Below are 21,590 nucleotides of genomic sequence, written 5' to 3'. Positions count from 1 at the left end.
TTATTATGACTATTGATTCAATTCGTAAAGATGAGCACGTTGAATTAGCTGAAAAACAATATCAAGCAGCTAGTCAATCTGACTTTCAAAAAATTCGTTTTATTCATCACTCATTGCCACAAATGGCAACAACTGATGTCTCTCTGGCATCACATTTACTCGGTTATGATATGCCCCTTCCCTTTTATATTAATGGGATGACAGGTGGCAGTGATAAGACCAAAGTAATTAACCAGCAACTAGCTGAAGTGGCTAAAGCAAGCGGTCTTGTGATGGCATCAGGTTCAGTTAGTGCGGCGATTAAACATCCAGAACTCTCTGATAGTTTTAAAGTGATCCGTGAGGTTAACCCAGATGGGATTGTGCTTGCTAACTTAGGCGCTCACCATACGGTTGAAAATGCGAAGCGTGCCGTTGATATTTTACAGGCTAACGGTATGCAAATTCATATTAATGCACCTCAAGAACTAGTTATGCCAGAAGGCGATCGTGATTTTTCAATTTGGTTAAGTCAAATCGAAGCCATCGTTAAAGGTGTTGGCGTTCCGGTTATGGTTAAGGAAGTCGGTTTTGGAATGAGCCGTGAAACCATTAAGCAACTAACTGATGTTGGTGTGGAGTGGATTGATGTATCCGGTCGTGGCGGAACAAACTTTGCTGCTATTGAGAATGCACGCCGTAGCACCTTCTCTTATGATGATCTAGAAAATTGGGGACAATCAACTGTCGTATCTCTATTAGAAGCAGCTGATCTTAAAAATGATGCTCACATTTTAGCATCTGGTGGGATTAAAACGCCTTATGACATGGTTAAAGCCTTGAGTTTAGGCGCAGAAGCAGTTGGTCTATCAGGTCAATTCCTTCATATGGTTTTAGAAAATGGTCCTGAAAAAACAGTGGCAACCATCGAAAGCTGGAAAGAAAAAATCACTGCCATTATGACACTGTTGGGAGCCAAATCTGTCGCTGATTTGCAAAAAACTGATTTAATATTCCACCGTGACTTAATTGACTGGTGCGATATGCGTTGTATTGACTATAAGGCATACGGAAAACGATCATAAAAAACTTGGCCGCTTCAGCGTCCAAGTTTTTTTGTAGACTAGGGGATTATAAGTTCAGCCATCACTATCTAGCTGCCTAGTCGACATGTTTCTTCGTTTTTAGGTCGAGTGGGCCATTATTTTGTACTCACTCGACATGATGAACTTATTTATTGCATCCATACCATGATACTAATGGCTACTACTCCGGCCAGTATCGAATAAATCATATTCTTTGTTTTGTAAGCTACTAAAATGGTCATCAATGATGGTAGTAATTTTGGATTTGTTAAAACATTCAGCTCAACCGCGTCTTCATAGAAAAATACATCGGTTGCAATCAAAGCTGCGAAAATTGATATCGGGATATAGCCCATCCATTTTCTGAACCACATCGGTAAATTAGCATTTCGCAATAAATAAATCGGTAAAAACCGAGGGATATAAGTCGCCACTGCAGCGAAAATAATTAATAAGAGCAAACTACGATTCATGAACAACTTCCTCCTTACGTGCCTTTAAGTTAGCTAGTCCTAAGCCAACTAAAGAAGCAATAATAGAGGCAATTAAAATAGCAATCCCATTTTTTAAAACGACTTTCAGGATAACAGCGCTCACCATAGAAAAAATTGTTGTCCAAAATAATACCCAGTTTTCAATTTGAGAAACCAGTAAGTAAATGAACATAGCTGTCAGCATATAGTTCATCACAACGGTTGAAATAGAAACACTACTACCGAGTAAAGCACCAATCGTTGTACTACTTGCCCAAGTCACATATGTGGCTGCACCAGCCGTCATTGCTTTGTTCGCTGTCCACGACGGGTCGATTTTAAATTTCATCATGTTTACTGCATAAGATTCGTCAGTTATCGACTGAGCGAATGCCAGATTGAAGAGATTGGATTTGTTTTTTAGGTGAGCAGCTATCGTAGAGCTCATTAACAGGTGTCTTAAGTTGATGAAAAAGACCATTAGGACAATTTCAATAAATCCAACACCACTGATGGTCATAGATGCAATCATAAATTGAGATGCCCCACCATAGACCAGTAAACTCATCAATAATACTGCTATACTATTAAAGCCTGCTTGTTGAAGTAAAACACCACAAGCAAGTCCAATTGGAAAATAACTAATGCAGACGGGTATCATCGCTTTAAAACCGTTACGCCATTCTTCTTTTTTCACGTTAAACCTCCTTATGTTGGTGATAAGTAATTGTATTCTATCATAGTTTTTTAACATTCAATCGTTTAGAATGATCTTTTTATAATGAAACCTTTTTCTTAACTTAAACTTTCTATCTACTAGAAAATAGATTAGAATAAATAGAAAGAAGGGAGCATCGCTGATGTATGATTTAAATTATGTTGAAGTAACCATTCGTTTAATCATTGCTATTATGATTGGAGCAGCCATTGGTATGGAACGCGAGAAAAACCACCAATCTGCTGGACTACGAACGAATATTGTCGTTTGCGTTTCTGCTTGTTTGCTAACCATTATCCAAAAAGAAACCTCTTATATGGTCATTCGAATGAGCATTGAGAATCCTGATTTACAATCCGTTTTGTCAACTGACTTTACACGATTGACTGCTCAAATTGTTAGTGGTATTGGTTTTCTTGGCGCCGGTGCTATTTTAACAACGCGCTCGGACACCATTTCAGGTTTGACGACGGCAGCGACGATTTGGGGCGTTGCAGGTCTAGGTATTGCAGTTGGTATGGGCTTATACTATTTAGCGATTGTTACCTGCCTTATTATATTAATTGTCTTATATGTTTTAAAACGCATTGTAAAAATTGGAGAACTATTCCAACTTGATATAAAGGTTACTGACCGATCTGCCATTGAAAAATTCAATCAGTTTTTCAAAGACCATAACTTAAAAACAACCGATGAAGATTTAAAAATGCTTAAGACAACAGACGGCGTTATTTTCCATCTCAATTATAAAATTTATATCCCCTATACTGTTAATCATAATGATATGATTGAATCCTTTTTAAAACTGAGTGACAGCATTATCGAAATTTCATTTCAAGACTAAAACGATTGCACGTTTGAGTGATCGTTTTTTGTTTGGGCTCAAATGGTCGTTACAACCATTAAAAATTCGCTGTATCTTACAGTTTAAAGTGAAAATGTAAGATACAGCTCAGCTATTCGGTCTTGTAAGTTACATTAGAAGGTAAAAATGTAAGATACAGCTCATTTATGAGTGTTGTATCTTACACTCTATAACAAAAAAAGCCGGAACGATTAAACTGTAGAGGCCCCCAAAAGTTAGACCAAAAATCTAACTTTTGGGGGTTTATTTTTATGGCAAAATATTCACTAGAATTTAAATTGGAAATTGTAAAACATTATCTGGGGAACTATGGTGGCTACCTAGCGGTAGCAAAGAAATATAATATACAAGAATCTATTGTAAGAAGATGGGTTAATAGCTATCAACAATTTGGAATCGAAGGACTGAAACGTAGTAAGAATCAAACTCATTACTCTGTTGATTTTAAGCTTAGTGCTGTAAAATTATATGAAACAACAGAGATGAGTTATCGAGAAGTAGCCAATTCATTAGGGATGAATAACCCTAGTTTAATTTGTAATTGGCGCACTACTATCCTCAAGAAAGGCGTCGATGGCTTATCAGAACAGAGAGGTAGGCCACCGAAAATGGGTAGACGGAAGAAAGCTGATAAGAAAGTATTTCAGGATCCAAAGAATATAACTAGAGAAGATGTAAACGTTGAGCGTCTGAGACAACTTGAAAACGAAAATCGTGATTTGAGAATCGAGAATGAATTTTTAAAGGAATTAGGGAGATTGCAGGAAGCAGAGAAACAGCAACAAAGAAACAAATAGTTCAAGCAATCTACAATCTCCATAATATTAATAAATTCAAATTAGTTGATATTTTGAGAGTAACTGGCTTTCCAAAGGCAACTTATCACTATATTAGGAAGCAATCTAAACGCCCAGACAAGGATAAAGTTTACAAAGATGCTTTACTAAAACTAAGAGAGAAAAATAAAGATTATGGGTATAAAAGACTGACTCCCGAGTTAAAAAAATTAGGTTATCACATAAATCGGAAGAAAGTATTACGCTTAATGCGTGAATTAGGCATTCTTGTAACTGCCTTCTCACACAAAAGCAGAAAGTATAAGTCTTATAAGGGGACTGTAGGGAAAGTAGCATCAAATCGTTTAAAACGACGTTTTAACACATCAGTTCCACATCAAAAAATTACGACTGATACAACTGAATTCAAATACTATTATATGGACCAGTTAGGCAACACTCAGACAGGCAGACTTTATTTAGATCCTTATATGGATTTATTCAATAGCGAAATCATCAGTTTTCAAATAACAAAACGGCCAAACGGTGAAAGTATGATGGAAGCTTTGAAGGCAGCTATAGAACGTACAAATGATTGCATATTCAGAAGAACGTTTCATTCAGACCAAGGCTGGGCTTATCAAATGAAACGGTATTCAAAAACTTTAAAAGATAATGATATCTTCCAAAGTATGTCTAGAAAAGGGAATTGTTATGACAATTCACCAATGGAAAATTTCTTTAGTATACTCAAACAAGAAATGTATTATGGTCAAACTTATCATAGTTTTGAAGAATTGGCTGAATCAATTACCACCTATATTAACTATTATAATGAAGAACGAATTAAAGAGAAACTAGGATGGCTAAGCCCCGTCCAGTATCGCAGCCAATATACTAATTCCATTGTCTTTTCATAGTTTCACATAAAGTTTCAATCTATCAAGAGTCGCTCCGCTACTACTCTTGATAGATTGAAATTTATGAGAAGTATTGTCGACAACAGGAATTAAGCCAAATTGCATGTATTAAAAAAGAGCTGACCAATCGGTCAACTCTCATAAAATTTAGTCTAACTTTTTGGGTCCACTATAAACGTTCCGACTTTTCCGACTAATTATTCTGTGATTGTTTCATGAATCAATGTTGGTTCAACTGATGTTGATGAAAATTTGTAGGCTTGATGAACTAGCGATTCTGCTTCTGAGAAGTCTTTATCGTTAGCATATAGTGTCACTAGAAGATCACCTTTAGCAACTTTTTCGCCTACTTTTTTATGCAGCATTAAGCCTGCTGACAAATCAATTTCAGATTCCTTAGTTGCGCGGCCAGCACCTAGTGACATAGCTGCAACACCAATCGCATCGGCATTAATTTCAGCGACGTAACCACTTTCTTCGGCGTAAACCTCTTTTTTATCTTTCGCCTGCGGCATCAAGCTGTAGTCGTTAACGACTTCTGCGTTACCATGCTGAGCAGCAATAAATTCCTTAAACTTCTCAAGTGCTTCGCCATTATGAAGTTTTTCTTTTAGCAACGCTCGTGCCTCTTCCAAGCTATTCGCTTTTTCACCCAAATAAACCATTTGAGCACCTAATTCTAAACATAGCTCCTCCAAATCAGCAGGGCCTTGGCCTTTTAATGTTTCAATAGCCTCTTCGATTTCAAGGGTGTTTCCTACAGCATAGCCTAATGGTTGGCTCATATCTGAAATAATTGCCATCGTATTACGACCTGCTAGGTTTCCAATTGCTACCATTGCATGGGCTAATTCTTCAGCATCTTCAATGGTTTTCATAAAGGCACCTGCCCCAACTTTAACGTCGAGAACAATGGCATCAGCACCAGCTGCAATTTTCTTACTCATGATTGATCCTGCGATTAATGGTAATGAATTAACCGTTCCTGTTACATCACGCAAGGCATACAGTTTTTTATCAGCTGGACACAGATCGCCAGATTGACCAATAACAGCCACTTTATTTTTATTAACAAGTTCGATAAAATTTTCTTCAGAAATTTCAATTTTAAATCCTGGAATAGATTCTAATTTATCAAGCGTTCCACCAGTATGACCTAAACCACGTCCACTCATTTTAGCAACTGGTACGCCTAAACTTGCGACTAACGGCGCTAAGACAAGGGTTGTTGTATCGCCAACACCACCGGTTGAGTGTTTATCAACTTTAATGCCATTGATTTCTGATAAGTCAATTTGGTCACCTGATTCAGCGATTGCCATTGTGAATTCCACACGCTCGCGGTCCGTCATATCTTGAAAATAAACAGCCATTGCGAATGCACTCATTTGATAATCGGGAACAGAACCATCTGTATAACCTTCAATTAAAAAGCGAATTTCTTCCTTTGTTAGTTCTTTTCCTTCTTGCTTTTTAATAATTAAATCAACCATTCTCATATCTGCTATTCCTCCTATCGATTTGCTTCTTTAACGGTGACACCATCTACCGAACCAATTAAAACTGTATTTACACAATCAATAAAGAGGCCGTGTTCGACAACACCTGTCATACCGTCTAATTCGATCGCTAAGGTAGCAGGATTTTCAATTTGTCCAAGGTGAAGATCAATAATATAGTTTTCTTCATCCGTTAAATAAAGGCTGCCATCATCATGTTTACGAAATGTTGGCTTGTAACCTTTCGTTTCAAAACGATTGAATACTTGTTGTGAGCCGTATTTTACAACTTCAATGGGAAGTGGGAATTGACCTAATTTTTCAACCATTTTACTGTCATCCACAATCCAAATCACTTTTTTAGAGTGGTTGGCAACAATTTTTTCATACAGATGAGCGGCACCGCCACCTTTAATTCCTTGGAAATCATCACTGATTTCATCTGCGCCATCAACGGTTACATCAATTGATGCTACTTCATCAACGCTCTTCAATGGAATACCCAAACCTTCAGCCTGTTCTTTTGTTCGAATGGAAGTTGTTACAGCTACAATATCAAGTCCTTCTTCCTTCATTCGTCTACCAATTTCTTCAACAAAATAGTAAGCTGTTGAGCCTGTTCCCAAACCAACAATCATACCGCTTTCTATATAGTCTGCTGCTTTAATACCAACTGCTTTTTTGAGTTCCATATGCCACCTATTCCTCCATGATTATTATTGATTTTATTATAGCATAGCCATCATTCTTTTTAGAGTTAAACAACATGAGAGATTGATGAGTTTATCCATGATAATAGATTCATTAAATCCACTTTTTTTTCTGCTATAATGACTGTGTCTTATGCAGAAAGAGGTGACCTCATGGCGGATACATTTCGCAGTATTTTTGATATTATCGGACCAATCATGGTAGGTCCTTCAAGCTCACACACAGCCGGAGCATTGACGCTCGGTAAAGCAGCGTCTCAATTATTTCAATTACGAGCTAAAAAAGTAACCATACACTACTATGAATCCTTTGCTGAAACACACTTAGGACATGGGACGGATTTTGCAATATTAGGTGGGATTCTCGGTCTATCAACAGAAGATCCTATGCTCCCGCACTCATTAAAGATGGCAGAGTCGCAATACATTGATGTCCAGTTTATTGAAGAGAAAGGACCTTCTCCAGTTGGTCATCCTAATACAGCGACCATGATTTTAGAACGAGAAGACAGACGAATTTCAGCTACGGGTTGTTCCATAGGTGGTGGCTCAATCCAATTGAATGAAGTGGAGCTTGATCAGATTAACATGACCATTGATGGCTATTTGCCCTTATATTTTATTAAACAAAATAATCTCCATAATGATTTGTATACAATGGATGACTGGTACGCCTTCTTCGACCATTATAATTACACGCTATCAGACATTCGTATTTTTCAAGAAAATGAGGTTGAATGGGTTGTTCTGTATATGGAGACCGCTCCATCAAGTCAGATGATGACAAACATTAACGACCTTGTTTTTGTAGAGGAAGCCATTTTAATAAGTTAGGAGAACAAGCATGTATCAATCTATTGAAGCCTTAGTCGCAGATGCACAACTCAAACAGCTGCCTATTTCTGAATTAATGGTTCAACAAGAGATGGCTACATCGCATCGCTCTCGAGAAGAAATTTGGGAGCAAATGCGCCGTAACTATCGTGTCATGAAAGATGCAGTTGAAAAAGGACTAACAGGAGACGGTGTGTTTTCACCAACTGGTCTAACTGGTGGCGAGGCAGTGAAACTCCAACGTTACCGCCAAAAAGGCAAGACACTTTCTGGCAATGACCTGCTCTTAGCCGTTGAAAATGCCATTGCGACAAACGAAGTGAATGCCTCTCTAGGTATCATTTGCGCCACCCCAACAGCTGGTTCATCAGGTACTCTACCCGGTGTCATGTTTGGAATAAAAGATAAGCTAGAATTAAGCGAAGATCAAATGGTACAGATGTTATTTTGTGCGAGTGGATTCGGGATGGTAGTTGCTAACCAAGCGATGATTTCAGGGGCTGCTGGCGGTTGCCAAGCAGAAGTTGGGAGTGCCTCAGGAATGGCTGCAGCTGCTGCTGTAGAAATTGCTGGTGGTAGCCCGAACGAAGCTTCGGAAGCCTTTGCGATGGCTATTAGCAACTTACTCGGTCTTGTTTGCGATCCCGTTGCTGGTCTTGTAGAAATTCCTTGTGTGAAACGCAATGCTATCGGTGCTGCTAACGCTTTATTATGTGCTGATATGGGACTGGCTGGTTTAACCAATAAAATCCCTGCGGATGATGTTATTGATGCCATGAGACGAGTTGGCAAAAGCCTTCCACCATCATTAAGAGAAACTGGTCTAGGTGGATTAGCTGCTACTCGAGAAGGTATGAAACTGAAAATGCAGATTTTTGGAACTGAAATTAAGATTTAAGTGTTTTTGAAAATAATTAGCGACATTGTTATTAATCGTTTTATTTATGTGATAGGATAATTTTCGCATTAAATTATTGCGTATAATGGATCATGGATTAGACTAGGACACAGTTCACTTCAACCGATCGCGAGACAAATTTTGTTTGCCATCCATACAAAAGCAGACGCAGTTGAAAAAGCATAATAAAAATAGGAGCCGGAATTTTTCCGGGCTCCTATTTTTTTCACACTCATTTTTTTAATTTCTAAACATTTTCACTTCTAGGAACAAGTCATTGTAAATACCTAATAACTCAGCGCCTAAGTTTTCGTAAACTTCCATATGAGCGACATCTTCATCTGAGGGATAAAAGTTTTCGTCTTCAACAACTTCTGGATCCATTAATGACAAAGCTGCCTCGTTTGGTGTTGAATAGCCAACATAGTCAGCATTAACTGCAGCATTTTCTGGATCGAGCATAAAGTTGATGAAGGCATATGCACCTTCAATGTTACGTGCTGTTTTTGGAATAACAATGTTATCAAACCACAAGTTTGTTCCTTCTTCTGGAATCACATAATGAAGGTTTTCATTTTCCCATAGCATTTCACTTGCCTCACCAGAAAAGGTTACCGCAATTGCTGCTTCTTCTTGAATCATATACATTTTGATTTCGTCAGCTACAATCGCCTTCACATTAGGTGTCAATTCTTTTAAGTATTCAGCAATACTTTCTAAAATTTCAGGGTCCTTCTCGTTCAACGAATAGCCCTGATTTTGTAAACCTAGACCCATGATTTCACGGGCGCCATCAATGAGCATTAATTTATGACGGTATTCTTCATTCCATAAATCGTTCCACGATTCAGGTGCTTGATCAATAAATTTGTCATTATAAACAATGCCTAATGTCCCCCAGAAATAAGGAATAGAGTAACGGTTCCCCTCATCAAAACTTAAATCTAAGAAACGGTCACCAATGTTCTCTAGCCCATCGATTTTAGCGTGATCAAGTTCCAACAACATGTCTTCTTCAATCATCTTATCAATCATATACTCAGATGGTACCGCAATATCATACGATGTTCCACCTTGGTTAATCTTCGTATACATGGCCTCATTCGAATCAAAGGTCTCATAAGACACTTTATAGCCTGTTTCTTCTTCAAACTGACTAATGAGTTCTGGTTCAATATAATCGCCCCAGTTGTAGATTGTTAGCGTGTTATCACCTGTAAAGCCTTGTGATCGGTTTAAGTAATCAATCCCAAAAGCTAGGCCTAAACAAACCAGTAAAATCGTCCCCATGCTAATAACCAATCGCTTCATTAATTGATCACCTCGCTTTGGCTAAAAGTCATTGCTTTTATTTCTTTTTCTTTTTTCTTTTGTCCAGAAAGTTGGATAACGTTATAGCCTAATACAAGTAATAAGGTAAAGATAAACATCAACGCACTCAGGGCATTAATTTCTAAACTAACGCCTCGACGAGCTCTTGAGTAAATCTCAACAGCTAACGTACTAAAGCCATTCCCTGTTACAAAGAACGTTACCGCAAAGTCATCTAACGAGTATGTAAAGGCCATAAAGAAGCCACTTAAAATACCTGGTGTAATTGACGGTAACAAAATGCGGGTAAGCACTTGCCATGAATTGGCACCTAAATCTTGGGCTGCGCTAATCATTGAATCTTTCATCTCATAGAGTTTTGGCAATACCATTAAAACAACAATCGGAATAGAAAAGGCAACATGAGCCAATAGAACAGACGTAAAACCGAGTGAAAAGCCAACAATTGTAAATAAAATCAATAAGCTGGCACCAATAATGACGTCTGGAGATACCATCAAAATATTATTTAAGCTCAATAAAGCTTGTCTTGTCTGTCTCTTTTTAGTGTAGTAAATATAAATGGCACCAAATGTCCCGATAATAGTCGCTAATAAAGATGACAATAACGCAACTAATAAGGTGTTTAAAACAATCCCAATTAATCGTTTGTCTTCAAATACAGCTTGGTAGTGTTCCCAAGTAAAACCTGTAAATTCATTCATTGTTCCACCCTCATTAAAAGAGTAGAAAATTAAATAGAAAATGGGCAAGTATAAAACAAGGAATACGGCTACTAAAAATAAGTTATTCCATTTTGAGTTACTTAATACTTTCACTTTGTTTTACGCCTCGCTTTCTATTCTTTTCACCTGTTAATCGCATAATGATAAACATGGAAATAATTAAGATGACACCAATAGTTGATCCCATCCCCCAGTTTTGAGTCACTAAGAAATGTTGTTCAACTGCTGTTCCTAGTGTAATCACTCGGTTACCACCGATTAAACGAGTCAACATGAAGAGTGATAGTGATGGAATAAAGACTGCTTGTACCCCACTTCTAACTCCTCTTAAGCTTAATGGAAAAATCACGCGTTTAATCGTTTCCCAACGTGTCGCTCCTAAGTCATAACTCGCCATTTCGAGTGATGGATTAATCTCTTGGATAGAGTTGAAAATAGGTAAAATCATAAATGGTAATTCAATATAAGCTGCTACAAATAGGAAGCTAAAGTCCGTAAATAAAATTTGGTAAGGTCCGATTCCCATAAAGCCAAGGAAATTATTAACCGTACCACTTTGGCTGAAAATCCCAATAAACGCATAAGCTTTTAGTAATAGGTTAATCCATGTTGGTAAAATGATTAAGGATAACCATATTTGTTTATGTTTCGTACGACTTAAAAATAAAGCCGTTGGATAACTAATTAAAAACGTAATCAGCGTAATTAAAAAAGCATAGAAAAATGAATTTAATGTCATTGCCAAATAGTTGCCTGATTGAAAATAGGTGGCATAATTGTCCAGTGTAAACTGCCCTGAAATATCAAAAAATGATTGGTATAAAATCAATAACATTGGTGCAATAACGAACAGCACTAGCCATACAATATAAGGTACGGAGAACCATCCTTTTGAAGTTTTTGTCATCTATGCTCCCCCCTATGCTTCGTAGCTTTCAAGTCGAGCATCAAACTCTTCTTCTGTTTCACCTAAGCGCATAACGTGAATGTCTTGCGGCTCAAAGTAAAGACCGACATCTTGTCCGATTTGAGCTTTCTTAGTGGAATGAACCATCCATTCATTACCATCTTTATCATAACCAACGATTTCATAGTGAACCCCTCTAAAGAGTTGACTATCAACATTGATAACAATTTTACCTTTTTCTACCGATGTCAGTTCCAAATCTTCTGGACGAATAACGATTTCAATACGCTCTCCAGCAGTAATCCCTGCATCCGCACATTCAAATTCTTTACCGACAATCTTAACTTTGTAGTCTTCTACCATTGTTCCAGCAACAATGTTACTTTCACCAATAAAGTCTGCAACAAAGCGGTTAATTGGCTCATCGTAAATATCTACTGGCGTTCCACTTTGGACAATTTTCCCTTTATCCATAACAAAAATCCAATCACTCATCGCCAATGCTTCTTCCTGATCGTGCGTAACGAAAATAAAGGTAATGCCCAAACGACGTTGGAGTTCACGTAATTCGTATTGCATATCAGTTCGTAATTTCAGGTCAAGTGCTGACAATGGTTCGTCTAATAATAACACTTCAGGCTCGTTAACAATCGCACGCGCAATGGCAACACGCTGCTGCTGTCCACCAGACATTTCACGAATTTCACGATTTTCATAACCTGACAATTGAACCATTTTCAAAGCATCTTTTACTTTTTGTTGAATATCTGCTTTTGATAATTTTTTCAAAGATAAACCAAAAGCAATGTTGTCAAATACATTCATATGCGGGAAAAGAGCATAATCTTGAAATACTGTATTGACCTTACGTTTATTAGGCGGTACGTCATTCACACGCTCACCATTAATCTTAATTGTCCCATTTGTTGCTTCAGTAAAACCTGCAATTAAACGTAAAATGGTTGTTTTACCACAGCCAGATGGCCCTAATAGGGTATAAAACTTCCCTTTTTCAATTTCAAAATCAATGTCGTGTAAGACGACGTCGTCATCATATGATTTATTAACACCTTCAAAGACGATGTTGATATTATTTGTCATTTACTACACCTGCGCTTTCTAAAAGTTTATAAATATGAATCTGTTACAACTAAAAGAACTTTAGTTGTCTGTTTAGATGCGTTACAAATATGGTGAGACTCTGTTGCCTCATAATAAAAAGACTGCCCCTTTTTCACTTGATAATGCTGATCACCGATAACTAATTCAACTGTTCCAGCCAAAACATAGCCAAAGGTCTCTGATAGAGACGGTGGAAATTGTTTAAATTCACCTTTCTCCTTTAATGTTATCATAACCGGCTCCATTTCTTTATCATTTGAATCAGAAATTAACCATGTCATCGCATAGCCCTTCTCATCATCTTCAAAAACGGTCACATCATTCTTACTATAAACCACTGACTGACCTTCCTTATCAGAATCAAAGAATTCTTTCGGCGTCGTTCCTAGTACTTCCAACACATCGAAAAATGTTTCCATTGATGGGGAGCTTAAATTATTTTCTAATTGAGAAATATACCCTTTCGTTAGATCAGTACGCTCACCTAATTCTTCTTGTGTTAGATTTTTTTGAAGTCGTAACTGTTTTAACTTCTTACCGATTTCCAAGGTAAACCCTCTTTTCCCGTTTATTAGTTTACTAATACTAATCTTTAAGTTTAGGCACGAGTAAAATTATAATCGTATTTTCAAAGAATACAAGCCTTAACAACAAAAAAAACCAAAACGAGTATCAACTTGTTTTGGTTTGCTTGATTTGATTAGAATAACCGAGCAACTCGGTCGTAGTGAATGAATTTTTCTGTAAACACATAAGGGTCATTCATACCAATGTGTTTAGAGAATGTATATAAACTCGTTTCTTTCAGTGAGGAGTTTTCAATAATCTCTGGGCTTGCCAAAATATAAACCGGACTGGCATCAGCTAAAACCTTCCCTTCGGATATAACTAATGCACGTTTAGTATATTCCAACATCAAATGAATATCATGAGTTACTAATAATACGGTAACACCTTGTAAATGAATGGATTGCAAGAAGTTTAAAATTTCTGTATAGCGCATAAAGTCCTGACCAGCTGTGGGTTCATCCACAATAATCATCTTAGGACTGAGTGCTAAGACCGATGCAATCGCTACACGTCTAAGTTGCCCAAAACTTAAGGCTCTCATCGGTAACTGACGAATATATTGTAAGCTACATACTTCAATCACTTTTTCCACACGGCGGTAAATTTCATCTTCTGAATACTGTTGATCACGCAATCTAAATGATAATTCATCATCAATATTATCTTGAGTAATTGTTTCAAGTGGGTTTTGAGGGACGTAGCCGACAAGATGTTTCATCTTATCAGCGTTCAAATCAGTGATTTCCTCTCCCTTCCAAATTAATTTACCAGAAGCAATCCGCTCTTGGCCTGAAAGTAGCTTCACTAAGGTTGTTTTACCCGACCCATTCGGGCCTATTAGACTGAGTATTTCACCTTCCATAATTTTAAAACTAATGTGGTCGACAATATTTTGTTTATTCCATGGATACTTAAAACTCACATCTTCTACTTCAAGAAGAACATCCTCATTAGGGGGATAGTGGAATTGAGGCAAATAAGATAGCCAGCGTTCCATATCTTCTTTTAGATTCGGACCATTCACTTGATGAACATTGTCCAAATGATGCGTATGTTCCAAATTCACGCCTGCATATCGCATAGCTGTAATATAAAGGGGTTCGCGAATACCAATATCACTTAAGATATCGGTTTTTAAAACATCCGATGGATTCCCATCGGCAATGATACGCCCTTCTGAAAAAAGAATTAGGCGGTCAATCGGATAAGCTAGTGCATCTTCTAAGCGATGCTCAATAATCATAACCGTTGAATCCGTCTCTTGCTCTAGCGTATCAATAAATGCCATTGTCGCTTCACCCGATTTAGGGTCAAGATTAGCTAATGGCTCGTCAAAAATAAGCAGCGGTTTATCTTCGATAAATAGCCCTGCTGTCTTCATTTGTTCAAATTGATTGTCTGTCAGCTGATTAAAGCTTTGCTGGACAGAAGGTGATTTACTTAGGAACCACTTCATGCCTGCTAATTTTTTCTGCTGCAGATAGGTTTGAAACGGCTGGCTAGCAGATGAAACGCCTGAAGAGATTTCTTTTTCTTTCTCTCTTACTGCTTCACTACTATCTTCCATATTAATCGCTAGTTCATTGGGCAAAAAATTAGAAATATGCTTATTCTCAATTTGATCGCCATAGCTAATAGTACCTGTATAATCATCATGGTCCTTACTTGGTAAAATACCTGAAATACATCGTGCAAAGGTGGACTTCCCTGAACCACTTGGTCCGATAACAAGAATTTTTTCCCCTTCGTATATCGTGACATTAATTTCTTTAAGAATCGGTACAGATTGATCGGAATAGGTAAATGTAAAATCTTGAAGCGTAATAAGTGGTTTTTTCATCGAAGCCACCTCCTTTTGCTGTATTTAGGAAGACATTCTTTCTGATGCATGATCAATTGAATCAGGAACAGGGTCTTCACCAATTATTCTTACTTCTGTTTCTAATTTTACATGATAAACATTCCAAATAACCTCTTGGATATGAGCAATTAATTCAATATAATCTGTTGCAGAAGCATGGTTAACATTAACAATAAAGCCTGCATGCTTCGTTGAGATTTGTGCGCCTCCCCATGTTTTACCTTGTAAACCAGCATCTTGAATCAGTTTACCAGTGAAATAACCAGTTGGGCGCTTAAAGACACTCCCGCAGGATGGGTATTCTAAAGGTTGCTTAGAGGTTCTCAACTCTGTTAATTCAGCCATTTTTTCAGCAATTTTTTCTTTGTTACCTTTTTCTAAAGTAAAAATAGTTTCAATAACAATTTCGCCACTTTCTTGTAATTTACTGTGACGGTAGCTAAAATCTAGTTCTTCATTTTTGTATGTTTTAATCTCGCCCCTTGGCGTAATCACTTCGACGGTTTCAATAACAGTTTTCACTTCACCACCATATGCACCTGCGTTCATATAGACCGCACCACCAACGCTTCCTGGAATACCACAAGCAAATTCTAGTCCAGATAGCTGTTCGTAAAGAGCACGATTAGAAGCATCGATTAATCTTGCCCCACTTTGGACAATCAAGCGATTCTTTTTCACTTGCATACCATTTAATTCGGTCAGAATCATGACTACGCCACGAATGCCACCATCACGAATAATGACATTGCTGGAATTCCCTAAAATAGTCAGTGGTATTTGATTTGTATTCGTCCATGTTACAACAGCTTGAACATCCTCTTTAGAGACTGGAAAAACAAGCGCATCCACTGGACCTCCCGTTTTTGTATAGGTATAAGCATCTAAACGCTCGTTCTCTTTAATGATGACAGTAGGAAACTCCTGTTTAAGCTTCTGTGCCAACGTCATTTTTTCTTGCAATCTTTTCCCCTCACTAAATCTTCACATTAAATTTCTTCATCATACATATTTAGTAATACTAACATCATTTCTTAGAATAACTACTGATGTCTTTTTATTGTAACATATATTAATTGTATAATAAGCTATTATTTAGCCCACTGTCCAGTTATTTAGAGAGCCTTACCAACAAATTTCTATTCCCAGCAGAATTTTACTGTAAAATATGCTAGAATAGTTCGGTATAGTAAAGGAGGAGCTTCTTTGTCTAATAAAAAATTAAAAAACGCAACCGTATTTACCTTACTCAGCATTCTATACCCTGTTTATTTATTCTCAACAAAAGATCCTGACAGTATTGCAACCATTTCACTTGTGCTTGCCTTATTTTTCCCAGTTGTTGGTGTTATTTTTGGGTTAAACGTCGAAGACAACCGTTTTAAATGGGCATTTGTGATGATCAATATCCTTGTTCTGTCTATCTTTTCAAATTACGCACTGACTATTTTATTTTAATTGGTCTAAAAAGATAAAACCGTTAAGAAGTGATTCTTCCTAACGGTTTTTTTAATCAATCAGTAAGCTCATCATGATGCCATCGACAAATTCATCGTTAATTTGCATCACACGCGCTAACCTACCTTCTACTTGGTAACCCATTTTTTCATAAAGTGCGATTGCTCGCTCATTACCAGCATGAACGGTTAGCTCCAAACGGCGGATAACGCCACTTTCTTGCGCCCAAATCTCAATTTCTTCCATTAACGTACTACCTATTCCAAAGCCCCAGAACTCTTTTTCAACCGTAATACCAACTTCACCAACGTGTTGTGTTTTTGGTTTATCATTTGATCCGACCGATGCCATTCCAATAATTTCATGGTCATTGATGGTCGCAACTAACATAATAGCATTATCCTTCTCTAGTAATCCTTCAAGATACATTTCTTCAAACGCTTCTGATAGTTCCAAACCTTCTGATCCGTGTGTTAAGAAGTCTGTTTCGCTTCCTGTTTTTTTACTAAAGGCAATAATTTCACCAGCATCGCTGGGAATTGCTTCACGAATGGTAATTTCTAATTTTTCAGTTCCCAATGGTTTGACCCTCTTTCCAGCTTTGCTCCCATTGAAGCAATAGCTGTTCATATGTTGTTCCTTTAGCACTAATATCAAAGTGGCGTTCATGTGAGTAATCGCCGATACGCGTAATCGCTATCTTCAACCAATCTGAAGGGAGTTCCTCTTCAATAAAGGTCGACCATTCAATCACACTGACTCCATCACCATAAAAGTATTCTTCTAGTCCTAACTCTTCGCCACCGCCTTCTTCCAAACGGTAAACGTCGAGGTGGTAAAGCGGCAATCGTCCCTTACCATACTCTCTAATAATGGTATAGGTTGGACTTTTAATAACTTGCTCAATTCCCATTCCTTTAGCTAGTCCTTTGGTGAACGTTGTTTTACCTGCTCCAAGGTCGCCCTCTAAAAGAACGACTGTTTTTGCGGTCACTAGTTCACCTAACAGTTCTCCCAGTCGCAGCGTCTCTTCTTCATTTCTTATATCTATACTGAATGCCATCGATTGGGCACCTCACTTTTACTTTTTTATTATTATAACGTATTTTAACAGGAGTGTGTATGAGCAAGCAAAAAAGCTGATTAGATTTTCTAAGCATCAGAAAATCTAATCAGCTTGATAGGATAATGGTTACAGTTCCACCACAACTTCTTCTTTTATTTCCACTAAGTCTTTTTCATAAATAAATTCAATAACTAGCTTCTTTCCCGCTTTGATATTCTTACTCTTTAAAACCTTACCAACTAAGTCACCATCAAGTGGCGTCGTTCGAGTATCGAGAACACCCTCCTGATTTTCACCGATGTTAAAGGAATAAAGCCACTCTTTATCTTCATCGTAAAGGTTAATCACAGCTCCCTTAATCGGCTCTTCTGGTCCACCGTCTAGCTTTTCAATAGCAAACAGCTGGAAGGTTGGTTGCAAATAAACCTCATCGTCAGCAGCCACCAATACAACGTCTTCCAAGGCAACATCCTGAGTTCTTGCATCAAAAGTGAAAACTGCCATTGATTTGGTACTAGAACAAGCACTTAAAAAAAACAAACTAGCAAAAACAACTAATAATTTTTTCATTTAATTTCTCCTATATATTTTTCTATATTATAACATTCTTAGCAAAAAACTACATTAATATTTATACTATTTAACTTAAAGGAATATAATTATGCACAAAAAAAACGCCCATTTCAGAACTTCTGAATGGGCGTTTCACTATTATTAACCGATTAATGTTTGGTTTGCTGTAATAATCGCTGTCTTATAAACGTCTTCTTCCACACAACCACGTGACAAGTCAGAGATTGGTTTGTTCAACCCTTGTAAGATTGGTCCTACTGCTTCAAACGCACCAAAACGTTGCGCGATCTTGTAACCAATGTTACCTGATTGAATTTCTGGGAATACGAATACAGTAGCTTTTCCAGCAACTTTTGAGTCAGGTGCTTTTTGGCTAGCTACAGCTGGAACAAAGGCAGCGTCAAACTGTAATTCACCATCAATGTTGTATTGAGGAGCTAGTTCTTGAGCAATCTTAGTTGCTTCAGCAACTTTCTCTTGTTCTGGTGAAGATGCAGATCCTTTTGTTGAGAAGCTTAATAGGGCAATGTTTGGTTCGATGCCAAACATTTCTGCTGTTTTAGCTGATTCAACGGCAATTTCTGCTAATTCTTGTGCGTTAGGGTTGATGTTGATGGCGCAGTCAGCAAACAAGTATTTCTCTTGTCCACGTCCACGTAACATGATGAAAGCACCACTTGTACGGCTAACACCTGGTTTTGTTTTAATAATTTGTAGAGCCGGACGAACTGTGTCACCCGTTGAGTGAACAGCACCACTTACTAAACCATCTGCTAGTCCCATATGAATGAGCATTGTTCCGAAGTAGTTCTCTTCTTTAAGGATGTTTCTTGCTTGCTCTTCAGTTGCTTTGCCCTTCCGACGTTCTACGAAAGATGCAATCATTTCATCCATTTGATCGTAGTTTTCTGGATCATAAATTTGAACACCATCAATATTGAATCCACGTTCTTTAGCAGCTAATGTAACAGCCTCTTGGTTCCCAATTAAAATAGGTTCAACTAAATTTTCAGATTTTAAACGTACGACTGCTCCTAAAATACGAGTTTCAGTTCCTTCTGGGAATACAATTTTGATGTTTTTCCCTACGATTTTTGCTGTTAAACTTTCAAACATTTCCACGATAATACCCTCCTAAAGGATTTTATTTACACTCTTATCATACAACATTCTCAAGTATATTTCACTAGTTTTCATTGAAACAGCATAAAAAACTGTTATATTTTTTACACTTTCACCACATTCTTCAAATTTTTTAATAATAAGGGAATGTCCAATCATAAAATGTCTCTTTTGTGTTAACAGCAAGGCTCTTATCTTCGACTTGGTAGCTCTTTCCTTCTTCACTATCATTGATAACAATTCGGTCATAAAAAACATAGTTTGTATCTTGAAATCCAATTGTTTTAAAGCGATCATCTTTTAGGTAGTACAGGTACCCCACTAAGACTGTCTGATCTGCCGATTCATCAAAATAGACACTCGCTTCATATTGGCGAAAGACTTGACCATCATGCTCAAAATAATGATGACGACCTTCTTTCCCCAAATAAATCAATTCTTCGATTACCTTTTCTTTTTCATAGAGGCCTGTTGCCTCTACTCCTTCTGGATCATGGAATCGATTATAAAAATCCGTTTGTGTCCGTGATTTAGGTTGGTAACCGGAAAATAATGTGTATTCACTGGTTCGAATGGCTGGTGTGACATGACTTGCTGGTTCTAGATAAGCTTTATAGCGGTGATTATTAATTAAGAGAACCCCACCTAACGCAGCAACTACTACAGCGGAAATCGATAAAAATCGCTTCTCCAATAGGGTCTTTCGTTTTGGAATGACAAAGCACATCGCAAAAATAATAAAGATACCAATACCAAAAACGACACCTGCATAGCCTTCATACCATCTTTCAGCACTAAGCCAATAATCAAAACTTAATGACATTCTGTCTACTCCTTGTTGGTTCGTTTCATTGCTTCTGCAATCAAGCGGTAAGAATTGAGGCGAACCTCATGCGGTTGGGTAATCGTAATAATCATTGCTTCATCAAACTGATAAAGTCGTTGTTGTTCAAGGAGTTGTTCGACAATTTTGTCTGCTGTTCCTACCAAATGACTTTCACTTATCTTTCCAAGCAATACCTTATCTAAATCACTTAACGGATAGTCTGCCGCTTCTTCAGGACTTAGAAATTTCTCTAGTCGTTCCCCTTTAGCTAATTTCATCTTAAAAATAGCATATGGTCGTTCATAATAACGCGCTTCCTCTTCTGTTTCACAGGCCAAAGCAAAGAAAGCAACACTCAACTTTTTCTCTGGCATAAAGTCTGATGGTTGAAAACGACTGTTATAAATTTCAAAAGCCTCTTGATTCATTTGACCGTGGAAAAATTGTGCATAGGAATAACCCATTCCTCTCACTGCAGCCTGTAAAGCACTGTCGCCACTTGAACCCAATAACCAACTTGATGGGTAAGTGTCAAGAGCAGGTGTAGCCGCTGTATGTTGGTAAAGCTCGTTTTCAGGTAATTCATTCTTCAGCAATGAATGAATCGTATCTATTTTATTGTATAAATTGTCCAACTGTGGCGCTCGACCTTCCGACAAGGCGAAGATAGCATGACGATCTCCACCCGGTGCCCGTCCTAATCCAAGATCAATCCGTCTGGGATAAAAAGCTACTAATGTTTTAAAGACTTCTGCGATTTTCAACGGTGAATAGTGCATCATCATAATGCCACCAGAACCAACACTAATATGGTTTGTCTTAGCCGCAACTTGACCAATCACAATTTCGGGTGCCGAAGAAGCGAGCGATTCACCACCATGATGCTCCGCGTACCAAACTCGTTTGTAGCCATATTTTTCACCTTGTTGGGCAAGAGACACGGCATTGTCGAGCGCTTGTTTGGCTGATTCATTTTTAAAAATTGGAATTTGATCCAAAATACTTAAATCCATGCATATTCCTCATTTCATCTTCTTTTTCTATCTTAAGGGTAACACATTTTAAGCAAAATATGACACTTGAGACATTGAAAAAAAGAGAGTGGGAAAAAAGGCGTTTAGCCCCGAATCGTTGGACCGAAAAAACGCAGGGTGGTCGTAGACCATCCGAGTATTATTCGGGAAACGCATGTCGGGGCTGCCTTTTTGAGCACGTTTGCGCAACAATTATTCGTATATAAAAAAGGGACTGGAGTTATTTCCCAGTCCCTG

The 21,590-nt window shown here is 37.7% G+C and carries 23 protein-coding genes; 6 read left to right on the top strand and 17 right to left on the bottom strand.

Annotated features, from left to right (window positions below; translation table 11 throughout):
* Positions 1–5 precede the first annotated feature (5 nt).
* Entirely contained in the window at positions 6–1,064 is a 1,059-nt protein-coding gene (gene fni, locus BW721_RS01010; RefSeq protein ID WP_076765340.1) for a type 2 isopentenyl-diphosphate Delta-isomerase, read from the top strand.
* Positions 1,065–1,213: 149 nt separating this feature from the next.
* Here fni and BW721_RS01005 read toward each other — a convergent pair whose 3' ends face one another.
* Together BW721_RS01005 and BW721_RS01000 are read right to left on the bottom strand one after the other, a co-directional pair.
* Positions 1,214–1,537, bottom strand: coding sequence for an AzlD domain-containing protein (locus tag BW721_RS01005; protein WP_076765338.1), 324 nt, complete (start codon positions 1,535–1,537; stop codon positions 1,214–1,216).
* Positions 1,527–2,234 (bottom strand): AzlC family ABC transporter permease, encoded by a 708-nt coding sequence (locus tag BW721_RS01000; RefSeq protein ID WP_076765336.1) that lies wholly within the window; start codon positions 2,232–2,234, stop codon positions 1,527–1,529. Before BW721_RS01000 ends, BW721_RS01005 begins: the two co-directional genes overlap by 11 nt.
* A 163-nt stretch (positions 2,235–2,397) precedes the next feature.
* Here BW721_RS01000 and BW721_RS00995 point away from each other — a divergent pair, with 163 nt between their 5' ends.
* The gene (locus tag BW721_RS00995; RefSeq protein WP_076765334.1) at positions 2,398–3,099 is read left to right on the top strand and encodes an MgtC/SapB family protein; all 702 of its coding nucleotides are present in this window, start codon (positions 2,398–2,400) and stop codon (positions 3,097–3,099) included.
* Positions 3,100–3,371: 272 nt separating this feature from the next.
* A protein-coding gene (locus BW721_RS11565) for an IS3 family transposase (protein WP_442905233.1) occupies positions 3,372–4,816 on the top strand; the annotation gives its coding sequence in 2 pieces (ribosomal slippage) (positions 3,372–3,914 and positions 3,917–4,816; 1,443 coding nt in all).
* A 197-nt stretch (positions 4,817–5,013) separates the two neighbouring features.
* Here BW721_RS11565 and BW721_RS00980 read toward each other — a convergent pair.
* Positions 5,014–6,315, bottom strand: coding sequence for a pyrimidine-nucleoside phosphorylase (locus tag BW721_RS00980; protein ID WP_076765329.1), 1,302 nt, complete (start codon positions 6,313–6,315; stop codon positions 5,014–5,016).
* A gap of 14 nt (positions 6,316–6,329) precedes the next feature.
* The gene (gene rpiA / locus BW721_RS00975) at positions 6,330–7,007 is read right to left on the bottom strand and encodes a ribose-5-phosphate isomerase RpiA (RefSeq protein WP_076765327.1); all 678 of its coding nucleotides are present in this window, start codon (positions 7,005–7,007) and stop codon (positions 6,330–6,332) included.
* A 171-nt stretch (positions 7,008–7,178) separates the two neighbouring features.
* Between rpiA and BW721_RS00970 the strand changes: the two genes are divergently transcribed.
* Together BW721_RS00970 and sdaAA are read left to right on the top strand one after the other, a co-directional pair.
* The gene (locus BW721_RS00970; protein WP_076765325.1) at positions 7,179–7,859 is read left to right on the top strand and encodes a serine dehydratase beta chain; all 681 of its coding nucleotides are present in this window, start codon (positions 7,179–7,181) and stop codon (positions 7,857–7,859) included.
* A 10-nt stretch (positions 7,860–7,869) separates the two neighbouring features.
* Positions 7,870–8,757: an L-serine ammonia-lyase, iron-sulfur-dependent, subunit alpha gene (sdaAA, locus tag BW721_RS00965; protein ID WP_076765323.1), complete on the top strand. Its 888-nt coding sequence runs from the start codon at positions 7,870–7,872 to the stop codon at positions 8,755–8,757.
* A 240-nt stretch (positions 8,758–8,997) separates the two neighbouring features.
* Here sdaAA and BW721_RS00960 read toward each other — a convergent pair whose 3' ends face one another.
* From BW721_RS00960 to murB, 7 genes are all read right to left on the bottom strand, one after another.
* Positions 8,998–10,068, bottom strand: coding sequence for an ABC transporter substrate-binding protein (locus BW721_RS00960; protein WP_076765321.1), 1,071 nt, complete (start codon positions 10,066–10,068; stop codon positions 8,998–9,000).
* Positions 10,068–10,907 (bottom strand): ABC transporter permease, encoded by an 840-nt coding sequence (locus BW721_RS00955; protein WP_076765319.1) that lies wholly within the window; start codon positions 10,905–10,907, stop codon positions 10,068–10,070. Before BW721_RS00955 ends, BW721_RS00960 begins: the two co-directional genes overlap by 1 nt.
* On the bottom strand, positions 10,891–11,721 hold the full coding sequence (locus tag BW721_RS00950) for an ABC transporter permease (RefSeq protein WP_076765317.1): 831 nt from the start codon (positions 11,719–11,721) through the stop codon (positions 10,891–10,893). The genes BW721_RS00955 and BW721_RS00950 overlap by 17 nt, the downstream gene beginning before the upstream one ends.
* Positions 11,722–11,733: 12 nt before the next feature.
* The gene (locus BW721_RS00945) at positions 11,734–12,822 is read right to left on the bottom strand and encodes an ABC transporter ATP-binding protein (protein WP_076765315.1); all 1,089 of its coding nucleotides are present in this window, start codon (positions 12,820–12,822) and stop codon (positions 11,734–11,736) included.
* A 26-nt stretch (positions 12,823–12,848) separates the two neighbouring features.
* The gene (locus tag BW721_RS00940) at positions 12,849–13,391 is read right to left on the bottom strand and encodes a helix-turn-helix domain-containing protein (RefSeq protein WP_076765313.1); all 543 of its coding nucleotides are present in this window, start codon (positions 13,389–13,391) and stop codon (positions 12,849–12,851) included.
* A gap of 152 nt (positions 13,392–13,543) precedes the next feature.
* A complete protein-coding gene (locus BW721_RS00935; protein WP_076765311.1) occupies positions 13,544–15,253 on the bottom strand; it encodes an ABC transporter ATP-binding protein in 1,710 nt (569 codons plus the stop codon).
* 24 nt (positions 15,254–15,277) lie between these two features.
* Complete coding sequence (gene murB, locus BW721_RS00930) at positions 15,278–16,225, bottom strand: UDP-N-acetylmuramate dehydrogenase (RefSeq protein ID WP_076768610.1); 948 nt, start codon at positions 16,223–16,225, stop codon at positions 15,278–15,280.
* A 255-nt stretch (positions 16,226–16,480) separates the two neighbouring features.
* Between murB and BW721_RS00925 the strand changes: the two genes are divergently transcribed.
* Positions 16,481–16,732: a hypothetical protein gene (locus tag BW721_RS00925; protein ID WP_076765309.1), complete on the top strand. Its 252-nt coding sequence runs from the start codon at positions 16,481–16,483 to the stop codon at positions 16,730–16,732.
* Between the two features lie 51 nt (positions 16,733–16,783).
* On the opposite strand, the gene BW721_RS00920 is transcribed toward BW721_RS00925, so the two are convergent.
* From BW721_RS00920 to BW721_RS00895, 6 genes are all read right to left on the bottom strand, one after another.
* On the bottom strand, positions 16,784–17,311 hold the full coding sequence (locus tag BW721_RS00920) for a GNAT family N-acetyltransferase (protein WP_076765308.1): 528 nt from the start codon (positions 17,309–17,311) through the stop codon (positions 16,784–16,786).
* Positions 17,301–17,795, bottom strand: a complete 495-nt coding sequence (gene tsaE / locus BW721_RS00915) for a tRNA (adenosine(37)-N6)-threonylcarbamoyltransferase complex ATPase subunit type 1 TsaE (RefSeq protein WP_076765306.1) — start codon at positions 17,793–17,795, stop codon at positions 17,301–17,303. Before tsaE ends, BW721_RS00920 begins: the two co-directional genes overlap by 11 nt.
* 129 nt (positions 17,796–17,924) lie before the next feature.
* Positions 17,925–18,368 carry a hypothetical protein gene (locus tag BW721_RS00910; RefSeq protein ID WP_076765304.1) on the bottom strand — a complete coding sequence of 148 codons (444 nt, stop codon included), beginning with the start codon at positions 18,366–18,368 and terminating at the stop codon, positions 17,925–17,927.
* 144 nt (positions 18,369–18,512) lie between these two features.
* A complete protein-coding gene (gene pta, locus BW721_RS00905; protein ID WP_076765302.1) occupies positions 18,513–19,493 on the bottom strand; it encodes a phosphate acetyltransferase in 981 nt (326 codons plus the stop codon).
* Positions 19,494–19,626: 133 nt separating this feature from the next.
* Positions 19,627–20,316 (bottom strand): hypothetical protein, encoded by a 690-nt coding sequence (locus BW721_RS00900; protein ID WP_076765300.1) that lies wholly within the window; start codon positions 20,314–20,316, stop codon positions 19,627–19,629.
* A gap of 5 nt (positions 20,317–20,321) precedes the next feature.
* Positions 20,322–21,332 (bottom strand): LLM class flavin-dependent oxidoreductase, encoded by a 1,011-nt coding sequence (locus BW721_RS00895; RefSeq protein ID WP_076765298.1) that lies wholly within the window; start codon positions 21,330–21,332, stop codon positions 20,322–20,324.
* Between the last annotated feature and the right edge of the window lie 258 nt (positions 21,333–21,590).

Source organism: Jeotgalibaca sp. PTS2502 (assembly GCF_001975685.1).
In the GTDB taxonomy this organism is placed as follows: Bacteria; Bacillota; Bacilli; order Lactobacillales; family Aerococcaceae; genus Jeotgalibaca; species Jeotgalibaca arthritidis.
This window is presented reverse-complemented; position numbering and strand designations above follow the sequence as displayed.

Bases quoted from the DNA above. Each gene is read 5' to 3' on its own strand.
- fni (WP_076765340.1), top strand. From the start codon at position 6: ATGACTATTGATTCAATTCGTAAAGATGAGCACGTTGAATTAGCTGAA.
- BW721_RS01005 (WP_076765338.1), bottom strand. From the start codon at position 1,537: ATGAATCGTAGTTTGCTCTTATTAATTATTTTCGCTGCAGTGGCGACT.
- BW721_RS00995 (WP_076765334.1), top strand. From the start codon at position 2,398: ATGTATGATTTAAATTATGTTGAAGTAACCATTCGTTTAATCATTGCT.
- BW721_RS00980 (WP_076765329.1), bottom strand. From the start codon at position 6,315: ATGAGAATGGTTGATTTAATTATTAAAAAGCAAGAAGGAAAAGAACTA.
- rpiA (WP_076765327.1), bottom strand. From the start codon at position 7,007: ATGGAACTCAAAAAAGCAGTTGGTATTAAAGCAGCAGACTATATAGAA.
- BW721_RS00970 (WP_076765325.1), top strand. From the start codon at position 7,179: ATGGCGGATACATTTCGCAGTATTTTTGATATTATCGGACCAATCATG.
- sdaAA (WP_076765323.1), top strand. From the start codon at position 7,870: ATGTATCAATCTATTGAAGCCTTAGTCGCAGATGCACAACTCAAACAG.
- BW721_RS00960 (WP_076765321.1), bottom strand. From the start codon at position 10,068: ATGAAGCGATTGGTTATTAGCATGGGGACGATTTTACTGGTTTGTTTA.
- BW721_RS00950 (WP_076765317.1), bottom strand. From the start codon at position 11,721: ATGACAAAAACTTCAAAAGGATGGTTCTCCGTACCTTATATTGTATGG.
- BW721_RS00945 (WP_076765315.1), bottom strand. From the start codon at position 12,822: ATGACAAATAATATCAACATCGTCTTTGAAGGTGTTAATAAATCATAT.
- BW721_RS00935 (WP_076765311.1), bottom strand. From the start codon at position 15,253: ATGAAAAAACCACTTATTACGCTTCAAGATTTTACATTTACCTATTCC.
- murB (WP_076768610.1), bottom strand. From the start codon at position 16,225: ATGACGTTGGCACAGAAGCTTAAACAGGAGTTTCCTACTGTCATCATT.
- tsaE (WP_076765306.1), bottom strand. From the start codon at position 17,795: ATGGCATTCAGTATAGATATAAGAAATGAAGAAGAGACGCTGCGACTG.
- BW721_RS00910 (WP_076765304.1), bottom strand. From the start codon at position 18,368: ATGAAAAAATTATTAGTTGTTTTTGCTAGTTTGTTTTTTTTAAGTGCT.
- BW721_RS00900 (WP_076765300.1), bottom strand. From the start codon at position 20,316: ATGTCATTAAGTTTTGATTATTGGCTTAGTGCTGAAAGATGGTATGAA.
- BW721_RS00895 (WP_076765298.1), bottom strand. From the start codon at position 21,332: ATGGATTTAAGTATTTTGGATCAAATTCCAATTTTTAAAAATGAATCA.